The sequence below is a fragment of the Photobacterium jeanii genome (genome assembly GCF_001650345.1).
In the GTDB taxonomy this organism is placed as follows: domain Bacteria; phylum Pseudomonadota; class Gammaproteobacteria; order Enterobacterales; family Vibrionaceae; genus Photobacterium; species Photobacterium jeanii.
Map to the genome: position 1 here is coordinate 359243 of NZ_LVHF01000029.1, position 13308 is coordinate 372550.

15 protein-coding genes are annotated in these 13308 nt (G+C 46.2%); 2 read left to right on the top strand and 13 right to left on the bottom strand.

Annotated elements, in window-relative coordinates; genetic code table 11:
• The 7 genes from agaF to agaR are packed head-to-tail and all read right to left on the bottom strand — an operon-like array spanning position 1 to position 6010.
• Entirely contained in the window at positions 1 to 444 is a 444-nt protein-coding gene (agaF, locus tag A3K86_RS16375) for a PTS galactosamine/N-acetylgalactosamine transporter subunit IIA (RefSeq protein ID WP_068333531.1), read from the bottom strand.
• Positions 445 to 504: 60 nt separating this feature from the next.
• Positions 505 to 1398, bottom strand: a complete 894-nt coding sequence (locus A3K86_RS16380) for a PTS system mannose/fructose/sorbose family transporter subunit IID (protein ID WP_068333533.1) — start codon at positions 1396 to 1398, stop codon at positions 505 to 507.
• Positions 1388 to 2158, bottom strand: coding sequence for a PTS N-acetylgalactosamine transporter subunit IIC (gene agaW, locus A3K86_RS16385; protein ID WP_031847730.1), 771 nt, complete (start codon positions 2156 to 2158; stop codon positions 1388 to 1390). The genes A3K86_RS16380 and agaW overlap by 11 nt, the downstream gene beginning before the upstream one ends.
• 48 nt (positions 2159 to 2206) lie before the next feature.
• Entirely contained in the window at positions 2207 to 2707 is a 501-nt protein-coding gene (gene agaV, locus A3K86_RS16390; protein WP_031847731.1) for a PTS N-acetylgalactosamine transporter subunit IIB, read from the bottom strand.
• Positions 2708 to 2722: 15 nt separating this feature from the next.
• Positions 2723 to 3886, bottom strand: a complete 1164-nt coding sequence (locus tag A3K86_RS16395) for an SIS domain-containing protein (RefSeq protein WP_068333536.1) — start codon at positions 3884 to 3886, stop codon at positions 2723 to 2725.
• A 10-nt stretch (positions 3887 to 3896) separates the two neighbouring features.
• Positions 3897 to 5183 (bottom strand): tagatose-bisphosphate aldolase subunit KbaZ, encoded by a 1287-nt coding sequence (gene kbaZ, locus A3K86_RS16400; RefSeq protein WP_068333539.1) that lies wholly within the window; start codon positions 5181 to 5183, stop codon positions 3897 to 3899.
• Between the two features lie 53 nt (positions 5184 to 5236).
• Entirely contained in the window at positions 5237 to 6010 is a 774-nt protein-coding gene (agaR, locus tag A3K86_RS16405; RefSeq protein ID WP_046874374.1) for a transcriptional repressor AgaR, read from the bottom strand.
• Positions 6011 to 6486: 476 nt separating this feature from the next.
• Between agaR and A3K86_RS16410 the strand changes: the two genes are divergently transcribed.
• Together A3K86_RS16410 and A3K86_RS16415 are read left to right on the top strand one after the other, a co-directional pair.
• A complete protein-coding gene (locus A3K86_RS16410; protein ID WP_068333542.1) occupies positions 6487 to 8040 on the top strand; it encodes a sulfatase family protein in 1554 nt (517 codons plus the stop codon).
• 48 nt (positions 8041 to 8088) lie between these two features.
• Positions 8089 to 8811, top strand: a complete 723-nt coding sequence (locus tag A3K86_RS16415) for an oligogalacturonate-specific porin KdgM family protein (RefSeq protein ID WP_068333544.1) — start codon at positions 8089 to 8091, stop codon at positions 8809 to 8811.
• Between the two features lie 63 nt (positions 8812 to 8874).
• Here A3K86_RS16415 and A3K86_RS16420 read toward each other — a convergent pair whose 3' ends face one another.
• The 6 genes from A3K86_RS16420 to A3K86_RS16450 all read right to left on the bottom strand — a co-directional run bounded on the left by A3K86_RS16420 (position 8875) and on the right by A3K86_RS16450 (position 13299).
• Positions 8875 to 9630 carry a DsbA family protein gene (locus A3K86_RS16420; RefSeq protein ID WP_068333548.1) on the bottom strand — a complete coding sequence of 252 codons (756 nt, stop codon included), beginning with the start codon at positions 9628 to 9630 and terminating at the stop codon, positions 8875 to 8877.
• 863 nt (positions 9631 to 10493) lie between these two features.
• On the bottom strand, positions 10494 to 10823 hold the full coding sequence (locus tag A3K86_RS16430) for a DMT family transporter (protein ID WP_068333552.1): 330 nt from the start codon (positions 10821 to 10823) through the stop codon (positions 10494 to 10496).
• Positions 10817 to 11227, bottom strand: a complete 411-nt coding sequence (locus A3K86_RS16435) for a DMT family transporter (RefSeq protein WP_068333554.1) — start codon at positions 11225 to 11227, stop codon at positions 10817 to 10819. Before A3K86_RS16435 ends, A3K86_RS16430 begins: the two co-directional genes overlap by 7 nt.
• 52 nt (positions 11228 to 11279) lie before the next feature.
• Positions 11280 to 12026, bottom strand: coding sequence for a hypothetical protein (locus A3K86_RS16440; protein ID WP_068333557.1), 747 nt, complete (start codon positions 12024 to 12026; stop codon positions 11280 to 11282).
• Between the two features lie 11 nt (positions 12027 to 12037).
• On the bottom strand, positions 12038 to 12691 hold the full coding sequence (gene pduL / locus A3K86_RS16445) for a phosphate propanoyltransferase (protein WP_068333560.1): 654 nt from the start codon (positions 12689 to 12691) through the stop codon (positions 12038 to 12040).
• The gene (locus A3K86_RS16450; RefSeq protein WP_068333563.1) at positions 12688 to 13299 is read right to left on the bottom strand and encodes a BMC domain-containing protein; all 612 of its coding nucleotides are present in this window, start codon (positions 13297 to 13299) and stop codon (positions 12688 to 12690) included. Before A3K86_RS16450 ends, pduL begins: the two co-directional genes overlap by 4 nt.
• Positions 13300 to 13308 lie beyond the last annotated feature (9 nt).

A 13308-nucleotide genomic window follows, 5' to 3' on the forward strand; every position in this document is an offset into this window, starting at 1 on the left:
TTATAGTCCGTCTTCGCACTCAGCCACTGGCTCTGGCTGCATCAAAGCTTCGACTTCTTTGCGCATGTCTTGCATGCACGAAGTACCAATTTCCAACAACATCGCGACCAAATCTGGTAAGTTAGCGTCTTCACGCTCGAATGCTGCATTCGCAATCATTGGCAAATTAGCACCGCCAATCAGCTCAATATTCGGGGTATCCATTAGAATGGCTAGTGCACGATTACACGGTGAACCACCCGGAATATCGGTCAGAAACAAGACCCCTTCGCCTGAATCTACGTCTTTCGCTGCTGCGCGAAGTTGCGCTTCTAGCTGTTCAGTCGACATTGATTCCACAAAATCAATAAACACCATTTGTTCTTGCTCGCCAGCAATAGCTTTCACTGCTGACTGCATGCCGGTGGCGAAATTAATGTGGCCTGAAACTACAATACCAATCATCTTAAAATCCTTGATAAGGGGGGGATGAGTGACTCCCCCCAAGCTATCGAAACGTCTGAGTTACAAAATGCCGAGGAAGTGACCAACTACACCAGCGGCAAGCGTTGAGAAAATCAACACTGGTGGTTTCGCCCAGAAACCTGTGCCTTTCACCATTTTGAGCATGAAGAACACCAAGGCCAGCGGCAGAATGTTCGGCATGATCTTGTCGAACAAGGCGCTTTGCAGCTCTACGACCTTACCGCCGAGTTCGAGTGAGGCCGTGGTTTGCACCCGTATAAAGGTGGCCGACAGTGCCCCAATCACGAAGATACCCATGATATTGGCGGCTTTGGCGAGCTTCTCGGTGGCGTCACTCATGTTCACCATCGCAGCGGTACCCGCTCTGTAGCCCATGAACATCAAGCCAAAGTAAACCGCGAAGTGCACAATTTGGTATAGGAAGAAGAACACGAATGGACCAGCAATCGAGCCTTCCATCGCAATCGAAGCACCCAGTGCCAGAGTCAGTGGCATCAAGGTCATGTGGTCGATTGCATCACCGATACCGCCCGTTGGTCCCATACCCGCAACTTTCATCACGTTAACGGTCGATGGTTTTTCTTTGTTCTCTTCCATTGCGATAGCTGTGCCGAGCAAGAAAGTGAACAACTTAGGGCTGGCATTAAAGAACTGCAGATGGTTCTTTAATGATTTCGCGAAATCACGCTTGTTATCGCCGTGGATCTTTTTCAGTGCTGGGATGATGGAATAAGCAAAACCACCCGCTTGCATACGTTCAAAGTTAAAGTTACCTTCCATGAACAGGCCACGTAACGCACAGATCCAAAGATCTTTTTTCGAAATCACTTTGCGTGGTGTGGTGTCTTCGTATGAATCAATATCATCAACCAGACTTTCCTGAACCTTGGTGTTTTTACCGGCTAAAGTGCCTGCTGTGATATCAGATGCCATCTTCGAATTCCTCTACTTGTTGGTTGTTTGAACTTCCATTGTTGCCACTGAAGAAGTAGTAAAGTGCTGCGGCTGAAGCGCCTAGAATTGCAACCGCCATAATTGGGAGCTTGAGGTACGTTGTCATCACAAAGCCAATGAAGAACACACCCGCCACTTCTTTTGACCACATGATTTTAAGTAGCATTGCGAAACCAATCGCAGGAACCATCTTGGCACCAATGCCTAGACCTTCTAGCAATACTTTCGGTGCGTTTTCATCAATCCAGCTTGCTGCGTGCTCACCGAAGTAAACGGTGATGAAAGCAACCAAGGCATACAGCAAAGAGCGTAACGAGATGGTGGTGATCAGTAGCCTGTCTATTCCTGCCGAGTCTGCACTTTCAGCAAAACGATCCGCTTTACCCATGGTGAATGCAGTCAGTGCGAAGAAGCCAATCACCAACATTTGCATCAATACCGCAATCGGCATACCCACACCCATTGCAACTTCGGCTGATTGACCTGTCATGACAGCGAAAGCAACCGCAGCAATCGTACCCATGGTGACATCAGGCGGCTGAGCACCTGCGTTCGGCACCAAGCCTAGCCAAGCCAACTCCAAGGTTGCACCAGCAATAAGACCAATTTGCATATCACCCATAATCAAGCCCACCACCGGGCCTGTAATGAGTGGACGGTGGATGTTCAACGCGACATCGTATTTATCGATACCACAGAAGAACGCCCATATTGCGACCAGCGTAGCTTCAAAAAACATGATTTATTCCTTGTTTAAATCTCTGTTTGTAGTGGGGTATGACGCGGCTTACGCCGACGTCATGGCAAGTTCAAGAACGTTAACCGGTGATTGATCTGGCGTGTTTTGCACAGTACAAGTCACACCACGAGCCACCATACGTTCAAAGGCATTAATATCTTTCTCATCGACCGAGACCGTCTTGGCGATCTGACGTTTCCCCTCATGGAAATGCATGTTGCCAACATTGCAGTGCGTTAACGGCACTCCACCTTCCACTAACCGAGCAACATCTGTAGGGTTGTTACATAAGATGAAGATCTTCTGTTTCTCCGATGCCTTGTGGATCACATCGATCGTTTTTTGGATAGAGAAAAAGCGAACAGCATACTCACCACCAGCAGAGGCTTTCATTCCCGCTTGCATAAAGGCAGCATTAGGCCCTTCAGCGGCTTCATCATTGGCAACGAGGATCAAGTTAGCTTCCGTGTGCTTACCCCAAGTGATGCGGATTTGACCGTGTAATAGGCGCTCATCAATTCGGGTCCAAACAATGTTAGGTGCAGTCATAAGAGTTCTTCCTGTCTACTTACTAAAGTTATGAATAGTGACACCTTGAACAACTCGGTTTACCTCACCGGTAGGACAAGGGTTATCAGGGGTATTGCCCAGCACTAATGCACGGTGGAACGCATAGATTTGAGCGAAAATAATGTATGGAAAAAGGAGCTCGATATCGGTCGCGGTTTCCATTGCAGGTACATGCCAGTAATCACCGCTGGTAACTTGCTCATCAAGTTGGGCAGTAATTGCAATGACTTTGCATGCGATTTTGTCGCGTCGAAGTTCAGCGAGTAGATCGAGATCGTATTGACGGGTATATGGATTATTCGAGATATACACCACGATCAGCGTTTGCTTATCCACAATGGATTTAGGTCCATGACGAAAGCCCAATGGTGAGTCGTATGTCGCCACGACTTTACCTGCTGTTAGTTCGAGGAGTTTCAATGCCGATTCCTGAGCGAGCCCTTGCAAACCACCACTTCCAAGGTAAATGACGCGGCGAATATCCATGCTAGCCATATTACTGATAGGTATATTAATTTCCTTGATCAGCCCCTCAGAACATAAGGATATTCTTTCAATCTCTTTCGAATGATCCTGTTTGTGATCAAGAATCGAAAATGCCGCCATCATCATCGAAGAAAAACTTGAGGTCATCGCGAAGGATTTATCATTGGTTTCTTCTGGCATTAACAGCGCAAAACAACGGCTATCATCAAGGCTCTTTTGATAAAGTTTTCCTTCACCGTTACACGTCAGTACTAAGTGATAGCAATCGCTTAAGCATTGATTAGCCAGCTCAACCGCCGCCACACTTTCAGGGCTATTACCAGAGCGAGCGAATGACACCAACAACGTCGGTAAATCTTCCGCAAAATACTGATATGGGTTTGACACCAAATCGGTTGTTGCTACAGCTTCCACTCGGCGACCTGTTTTTTCTGCTAATGCTGGTGCTAACGCACGCCCAGCAAAAGCCGAAGTTCCCGCTCCCGTCATCACGATACGCAAGTCGTGGTGTGCTAACACCTTGCTCATAAACGTATCGATAGCAGTAAAACACTCACTGAATGTCGCTTGTGTTTTTCGCCAGCAGGCAGGCTGTTGCTCAACTTCTTTCGCGGTCCAGAAAGCTTTTAAGCTTTCGAGATCTTGCTCTGAGTAGCCCAAATATTGGTTCATGTTGTACCTCTTAACCTTTAATTTGCTTACAGGCTTTCGCATAGCTGCGAAGCACCTGCTGAATTTTGTCGAGAACCAAAGCTTGCGGCTCAGATTCAATCAGCCCTGCACGAACCGCTTGAAACTGTTCAGGCAAATACTGACTTAATAGGGGAAGTGGAATGCCTATGCGCGATAAGTTGGCAAACAACTTTTCTTGCGCATGATGAATTTGTTCATCTGGCCAGTAATATCGAATACGGTCACTGAAGCTGTAACAGCGGGCAAAGCGCTGTTGATGTTCATCACCGTGGTAGTACTTGTTCCAATAATCGGGTGCGCTACACATCTGCTGCTCGATCATTTCTCGCAGATTGGAACAGTGCGCTTTAGGGACAATTTCTTCTTCAATATCGCAAAGGTTAAAGAGCGCTTCTCGCATTGCGAAAGTTAACGCAGGGCCCACTTTCAAAATCGCAAAATGACCTTCAACTAGAGCTTGGTAGGCTTTATCGGTTTGGTAATCGGTCGAATGGGCTTCAAAAATCAAATGATCGTAATCATTGACGACCGCGCTCAGCGCGACGGCTTTGTCAGGGCAGAAATCAATCACACCTGTGTGGTCAAACTCCACACCAGGTTGCACCACTAAACCAAGCACTCGAGACCAACAGTCAGCGACTCCCGCCTTTTCGAAAGCAGCCTTGTGACACTCAATCGTTTTTACCGCCGCTTCAGGAGAGGTAACTTCCAGCTCATTAAGCGCTTCTGCCGCCCCACCCGGTACCGGTACTTCAGTGCCAATCACATAGGAAAGATCGCTTGAACCAAAAGTTGAGATCGCGGTGCTTTCCGCAATTTTCGCCAATCTTGCTGCACGTTCTGCAACAATTTCATCCGATAAAGGAATAGGGTCACCAAGACAAGACATGCTGCAATCGAGGTGAATTTTCTTGAAACCAGCCGCCACATACGCCGCAATCAAATCATCAGCGTTACGCATAGCTTCTTCAGCGTTAAGCGCTTGCCAGCGGTTGGGGCCTAGGTGATCGCCACCTAAAATGAGGTTTTCCGTTGGGAATTGAAGTAATTCCGCTTGCTCCAATACATAGTTGCGAAAGTCGACAGGTGTCATGCCTGTATAACCGCCGAACTGATCGACCTGATTGGAGGTAGCTTCAATTAATAATAACGAATCGTCGTTCAACGCCTGTTTAAGCGCCGCTTCAATCACCAGAGGGTGAGCAGAACAAACGGCATAGATACCATTTTGATCACCTGCTTTATGGCGTTGAACGAGATTTTGAAGGGTGTTCATGTACTAACTCCATAATCCACATCTGAAATGCTGTTATGGAGTTAGGCGGGAAATTACTCTTTATCGACGATAATCACTTCAACTTTCATTTCACGAAGACCCTGTACGTAATCTTCAGGAATGTCAGAATCGGTTACTAAAGTATCAATGTTTCCGAATTCGCGGATCATATGACAGCTACGTTTACCAAACTTACTTGAGTCAGCAACTGCGATCACTTGTTCAGAAATTTCACACATCAAACGGTTAAGACTAGCTTCCTGTTCGTTGTGTGTTGTGATACCTGCTCTTAAATCAAAGCCATCCACGCCTAAGAACACTTTATCAAAGCGGTAATTCTTTAAGCTATGTTCGGCTTGTGAGCCCGAAAAAGAGAGTGCATTCTTACGAAGTACACCACCCGACATCAGAACCTCTACTCCAGGTGCTGACGCCAACTCCATTGCAACATCCAGACCATTGGTCATAACCACTACATCTTCCAGCGACTTCAAGCTGGTTGCGATTTCTCGCGTAGTCGTTCCCGAATCCAGAATTACAGTGTCACCACTTTCGATAAGTTTCGCTGCTGCCTGACCGATAAGAGATTTAATGCCGGCATTTTGGCGGCGCTTCTCATGAACAGTCAGCTCAGCAATCACCCCAGTATTTGGAATGGCTGCGCCGTGTGAACGAACAACATAACCATTTTTTTCCAGAAAACTGAGATCACTACGAATAGTGACACTAGAGACATCAAACTGTGCGGCAAGGTCCTCGACACGGGCTTTTCCATCACGGTTAACCACGTTGACAATTTCCATGCGCCTTTCGACTGCACTTTTCACTTTTACCTTGTCTCCTTACGAAACCAGCGAAATCTCTTTCGCTTGATTTCGAATACAGCTTACACCTAAAAACGAAAGCAACAACGCAAGAAATGAAAACTTTTGATCTCTTTCACAATCTTTCGTGTTGTTGCGTTTACTCTTACGTACTCTTACGCATTTGTTCATATCATAACCCTCGTAATAGCGAATGCCAAACGTAAAGCCACAATCCAGCCTCCAACTTACACGATTTGTGTGACATATCACCGTCGGTAGCTTTCGGTCATAGCGCTAAAAAGCTTTCGATTTGTTTTTTGTGATCAATTACACAGCCATTGACATTTCGATCACTTACGATCCGAAGCAATTCGCAAGCAATCGAACATTTAATTGCTTGGCTAGGTGTAAAAAATAACAAAACACAAGGGCGATGAAAGGAATACACCCTTTCATTTGTTTTTAAACATCCAATACGTTTCACTTCAGGAGAACCTATGTCTATTTCGCGACGTAGCTTACTTAAAGGCATGGCAGCCACCAGTGCTGTTGCGGCAACAGCAGGATGTGCAACATCGCCTTCCTCGTTAGCATCGAGTGAAGGGCTGGCAACGCCGAAAAAGAAACCCAATCTGCTGATCGTCTTTCCCGACGAAATGCGCGCTCACGCTCTGGGCTTTATGAAGCAAGACCCATCGAGCACACCTCATTTAAACCGTTTTGCGAAACAAAGTGTGGTGCTTCGCCAAGCAGTCTCTAATTTTCCACTTTGTACCCCTTTTCGCGGCATGTTGATGACAGGGCAATACCCGTATCGCAACGGTATCCAAGGCAATAGCCATACTGCGATGCCTGGTAAATTCGGCGGGAAAGACTTTGGTATTGAGCTGAAAAAACAGACCACGACTTGGTCTGATATCTTGAAAGATCAAGGTTACAGCATGGGTTATATCGGCAAATGGCACCTTGATACGCCTGAAGCGCCTTTCGTGCCGAGTTATAACAACCCAATGGAAGGACGTTATTGGAATGATTGGACAGCGCCAGATCGACGCCATGGTTTTGATTTCTGGTATTCATACGGTACTTACGATAAACACCTCACCCCAATGTACTGGACCAATGAAACACCGCGTGATCAACCTATTCGCGTTAATCAGTGGAGCCCTGAACATGAGGCCGATATTGCGATTAAGTACCTTCGAAACGAAAACGGTGCTTACCGTGATAACGACAAACCTTTCACGTTAGTGGTGTCGATGAACCCACCGCACTCTCCTTACGATCAAGTACCACAAAAGTATCTCGATCGCCTCAAAGGACAAACATCAAAAAGCTTAAATACCCGCCCAAATGTGCAGTGGGATAAAGAATACCTTGAGGGGTACGGACCTGAGTTCTTTAAAGAATACATGGCCATGGTAAATGGCGTTGATGAACAGTTTGGTCGTATTGTCGATGAACTGGATCGTCTTGGTCTCGAAGAAGAGACCTTAGTTGTGTTCTTCTCTGATCACGGTTGCTGCCTTGGTTCACACGGAAAACCAACCAAAAACAATCACTACGATGAATCCATGCGGATCCCTATGATGTTCCGCTGGCCTGGAAAACTGGCTCCGCGCCAAGACGATCTTCTCTTCTCGGCCCCTGATATTTACCCAACCTTGTTTGGCTTAATGGGTATGCCTGAGCTGATCCCAGATACCGTAGAAGGCACCAACTTCGCCAATACCTTGCAAGGGCTTGAAGGCGATACCAAGCCAACATCCCAGTTCTACACCTTTATGCCTTACGGCGGGCAATCTTATGGTCGTCGCGGCGTAAGAACCGATCGTTACACCTTGATGATGGATCGCAAGATAGGCAAACCGCTCACCGTGGTACTGCACGACAACCAACAAGATCCTTATCAAATGCAAAACATCGCCGAGCAAAACGAAAGCCTAGTTCGTCAATTAGTAGAAGAGGAATTGATGCCTTGGCTTGAGCATACCGGTGATCCTTGGCGCCCGACAGAAGTGCCAGCCAATACAGCGAATGCTTACACCTAATTTACCCATCACAACTAGATCCAATACCAACTTAAAAATAAGGTTATTATGAACACAACAACCAAAATTATGCTTGCCTCTTTATTAGCAGCATCATCAGCACAAGCCTTTGCCAACGACTATAAAACCACGGTTGAATACCGCCACCAATATCTAGATGGTTCAGAAAAACACGCTGACCGCTTTAAAGCATTCCTAGATACAGGTAAAAACATTGGTTTTGAATTAGATGCCCGTTACTCCAACAAAGAGGGTGCGTTTGATTACATGACAATGAATGGCTCTGAGTTTTCTGCGTTTTACTACAAAAAACTCAACAAAAACATTGTCGGTCTAGCTGGCGCTTCACTGGATTTCACCTCGGCTGGTCTTGTATACGTGCCTTATGTACGCTTGAACTACGCGTTTGATAATGGCTTCCGTGTCCAAGGCCGTTATAAGTGGAAATTCTGGGACTACGGTCAACAAGGTACTGACGGCAATAGCTACCATTCGAAAATCCAACAGTTCGATACATGGCTAGGCTATAAAACAGGTGATTGGGATTTCCAATACGAATTCCAATTCTGGAAAGAAATGGCCAGCAACGCGCAGCCACTATTTGATAACGGTTCAACCGACTACCTTCACAACGTGCGCGTTATGTACTCAATCAAAACAACCGATGGTGAAAACTGGCGCCCATTCGTTGAAGTCGGTCAAGTAAAACAAAGCCGCACCACGGATGAACGTCAACTACGCTACCGTGTAGGTATTAAGTACACTTGGTAATCAGTCTGCAATAACACAATAAGCAAAAGCCTCCATCAGGAGGCTTTTTTCTTTTTCAAATAGCTAAAATGCTGAGCTCTTATCTGCCAACAACTTCTCAATCATTGGTGATAACTGCTCGTAAGGAATGTAACCCGGAATTAATTGATCACCAATTAAGATTGCTGGTGTACCACGCACCCCGAGATCATTAAATAACTGGTAATTTCGTTGTGCCATTTGGGTTGAGACTGCGTCTTCTGCCACATATTGCTCTACATGATTGGCTTTCGCCACCGTCATAATTGAACGCGCATCATGCAAACCCGGTTTACTAATGAGCATTTTATTCACCGCATCAAACTTATCACGCTGCCCTTTCCATACATTGAGGGCAAAGGTAGTCGAGTTGGTAGTCAATGACATTTCTTTCAACGGCACCAAAATATTGATCACTTTGATCTCCTCTGGGTGCTCCTTCGCGATTCGATGCACAACGGGATCTAGCTTCTTACACCACGGACAACTAAAGTCAGTTAATACAACAATCGTCAGTTTGGGATCACTAGCTCCAAACCACGGCAGATCAGGGTTGTTGTATATGTAATCATGATTATCACTTAACACCTTTTGAAACTGCTTTTCCTGTGTAAAGTAAGCATGCAAATTATCATATAGCGGATCGATAACACTTGGGTTGTCCTGAAGCATCTGATTGATCTCATCTATCTTTTGTTGCTGAGTCTTAGCAAAAGATAAAGGCGAAAAAGCGAAAGCCAGCGCTACCATTAAGGACAGAGTTACACGGCTATTAACTTTGGTTTTAATTGAGGTTTTCATCTTATTTTTCCTATGCGCTCGCACACTAAATCGAGTTGCGAGCTAATGTCTTATACCAACCCAAATAACCAGCTAACGCTGATTTACTGTATTGGCATTACTCATCCCCCTCTTTCGTGAACACATCATAATGACGAAGAGCTAATGCCGATTAAGCATCGCTCTCAACGTAGTCAATAGAACACAGTCGTCAACAGAACCACGTCACTCACAAAGTAGAGGTGATATTCGATATCAGGCATACGCCTTAAAGTTGTCTTAGGCCAAAGGCTAAGGCGTTATTCCCGAAAGACACACAAGGTAAGATGAAGCCGCCTTCCCTGTTGGAGAATAGGCTCTGTAAATATAGGAAGAGAATGAAATGCGGAGCGAAGCCCTATAACTAAGATCAACGCAACCAACAACGTCAGCAAAGCATATTGGGCAACTTGCAGTTGCTCGAACGTAATCAAGTGTTCAGATAGATCGCACTTGGTGCTCAAACCTTTACTATCATGCTGTGCAGCGGCGGTATCAATAGCGTGATGGTTTACACTGACATAACCAACTGAAGTGACCTTTTGTACCGATTCAGTGTGACTTAGCGATTGAGTACATCCACTGAGTAATCCCATGTTATTCGCTAAACACACACCAATAACCCACCACACTAACAAGAGTGTCAGGTTGGTAAATTGTGTTTGTTTTCGCTGAGCGATATACATGAAATCGAGTGTCAATGTTGGTACGAAGTAGGTTATGACTGATCAGCGCTTGGTTAGTTCCCTAAACAGTACAATTAAACATTCTAAATCGACAAAATACAGACACAAAAAAGCCGACCCAAGGTCGGCTTACTCTGTATTAACCATTCAATGGAACAGTTACATTTGCGAGAACATGTTCATTATCACACCACCAGTGATAATTAGGCCCATCGCAAGCACGGCTGGGAAATCAGGTTTTTGCTTGTAAAGCACCATAGAGAAAATGGTCACACCGATGATACCGAAACCACACCATAGTGAGTACGCGATACCCACAGGGATGTAGCCCATCGCTTTCGTTAGCGCAAAGTAACAAGTACTGTAAGCCGCAATCACCAAAACAGAAGGACCTAATTTACGGAAGTTATTGGTCTTCTTAATGAAAGAGGTGCCTGTGATTTCTGAACAAATTGACAGAGCCAACCATAATACGCCTGCATTTAACATTGTGCTTCTCCATCTTTTTGTACTACTGGTGCGGTTTCAGTTTCTTCACTTTCTTCTTCACCCATTTTCGAGAACAGGTTCATAATGATGATGCCACTGGCAATAATGGTCATCCCGATCATTGCTGCCATATCAGGGTGCTGACCGTAGAACACCATACCTAAGGTTGATACCAACAAGATGCCAGTACCCGACCACGTTGCGTAAGCAAGACCAACAGGAAGGTATTTCACTGCTTGAGACAGTGAGTAGTAACACACCACGTATAGCAGCACGATCACGGCTAGTAACGCAGTTTTAGTAAAGCCCACACTGGTATCAAACATTTTGAGGGTTGAGGTCGCTGATGTTTCAGACGCAATAACTAGCGCCATCCACAACCATTTTTTTACTGATTCAGACATTTTATGCCTCCTAACTTATTTAAATTTTTGTCTAACGATTGGATAAAAATAATCACTGAATTTGTTGTTGTTCTTTTAAATATTCCGCCGCGAGATCGGTTAAGTTATCTCGCAACGTGAATGCATTTACTCCCTTGCTCATCACCTCGTTCAAGGTGATATATCCTGATGTTGATGATTCTGGTGCTAATGGTTCTGATACTGCTGTATTTGACGAGAGTGGCGCAGGTTCTGCCTGTTTGGCCTCGGCTTGTCCCAACATTGCAGCTTTGATTTCAGCGAATGAGCCTGTCACAGCCCCTAACTGCGTTAGTGTTGCTAGCTGTGATGTGGCGCGCTCACACATGGTTTGATTGCTGGCGAGCCCCAATAGCTGGTTCAATTCACTGGTTAAATCACACTGATAATTCAGCGCATAGGTTGGTAAACCTTTCATTAACGCATACTGAAATACCTGCCCTGCGGGGGTCAGGTGTAAGCCATTACTGACTTCCGCCAAGGTAGCGACATCCAAAAATGGAAACAGCACCTGTTGATATTGATCCAGCCAAGTTACGGGCTTGCTTGCGTCCCATTGCACTTGAGTACCTAAATGCTGCACCGCAGCAAACTCATTTGGTGTGTCGGGTAGCGTCAAGATATGCCATTGGATACCTTGCCAAGTACCCAGTTGCGATGCGATTTCTTGGCGATACCCATTCGCAGCCGTCAGTACCAGTAAGGTTGGCTTTGCCATCTGTGCCAGCACCTTCTCAACTAGTGCTTTGATGGTGTTGTCATTGAAGTCTTGTGCATCCATGGTCAACTCCATCACTCAACAATATAAACCGCTTCACCGTTGCGAATACCTGCTGCATTGGCTTCGTCAGTATCGATATGAAATTCAAGCGCATAGCGACTATCAACTCGCACTACCACTTGCTCGAACACCAAACCACATTGCTGACCCGCACTAACACGCACCTTCTGGCCATTCTCCACCCCAAGCATCTGCGCATCTTGCGGTGTCATGTGAATATGGCGCTGGGCGCAAATCACTTTCGATTGCAGATTGGCGTGCCCTGCGGTGCCAACCAATAACGCATCGGCGGATTGGTACAAGTCTCCCGACTCACGCACTGGCGCTTTAATCCCCAAGGCGTAGCAATCGGCTTTCGATACTTCGAGCTGAGTTTCTGGTCTTGCTGGGCCCAATACGCGTACCTTGTTGATACTGCCTTTCGGCCCCACCACCATCACGCATTCTTTCGCCGCGAACTGCCCCGGTTGGCGCAACTCTTTTAATGGCGTAAGTTGATAGCCTTGACCAAATAGCGCTTCGATATCCGCCTGTGATAAGTGCACATGGCGGTTAGACACCCCTGTTGGGATCCCCATTGCCGCACTGTGAGTTTCAAATCGCGATACGTTTTGACTCGCAGGAAGGCGTTGTTGGATCTGATCCATTAATGCTGCATTGATCATTTCTTACTTCCTTGCGACTTACCGCTAGTTCGCTTACGACGTGAAGTCGCAGACTTACGGGTAGATGCTTTATCTGCCGATACTTCTGTTGGTTCTTGTGTTGCTGAAGTATCAGCAGACGCCGCAGTTTGTTGCTCCATTGCTGGTGGAACAGTCTGCTCTGATGGTTGCTCGCCTTGCGGCTCAGAGGTTGTGTTCGCCGCAATTGTTGTTGTATTCCCTTCCTTCGCAATCACGGATTCAGGGGTTACCTCTTCTTCTGTCGAAGTCTGTTGCTCGCTAGGGGTTTCTTGCACGGGTTGCGACTGAAGTGCTTTGCTCTCTACTTGTACCAGCGGACCATGCGCTAACATCGCAAGCACGCTGCTATCAGGACGAGCCATCACTAACGACATGCACTCTGTCACCTGATCACGAATCGCATCCAAACCACATTCCACAGCGGCGTTTACCGCACTGATTTCACCTTCGAAATAAACCGAAACTAAACCAGAACCCGCTTTTCGGTAACCGGTTAGGTGCACCCCTGCCGCTTTACACGCTGCATCGGCGGCGTGAATAGCACTGGTTAAACCTACGGTTTCGATCACCCCAAGACTTATCGTCATAATTGCTCC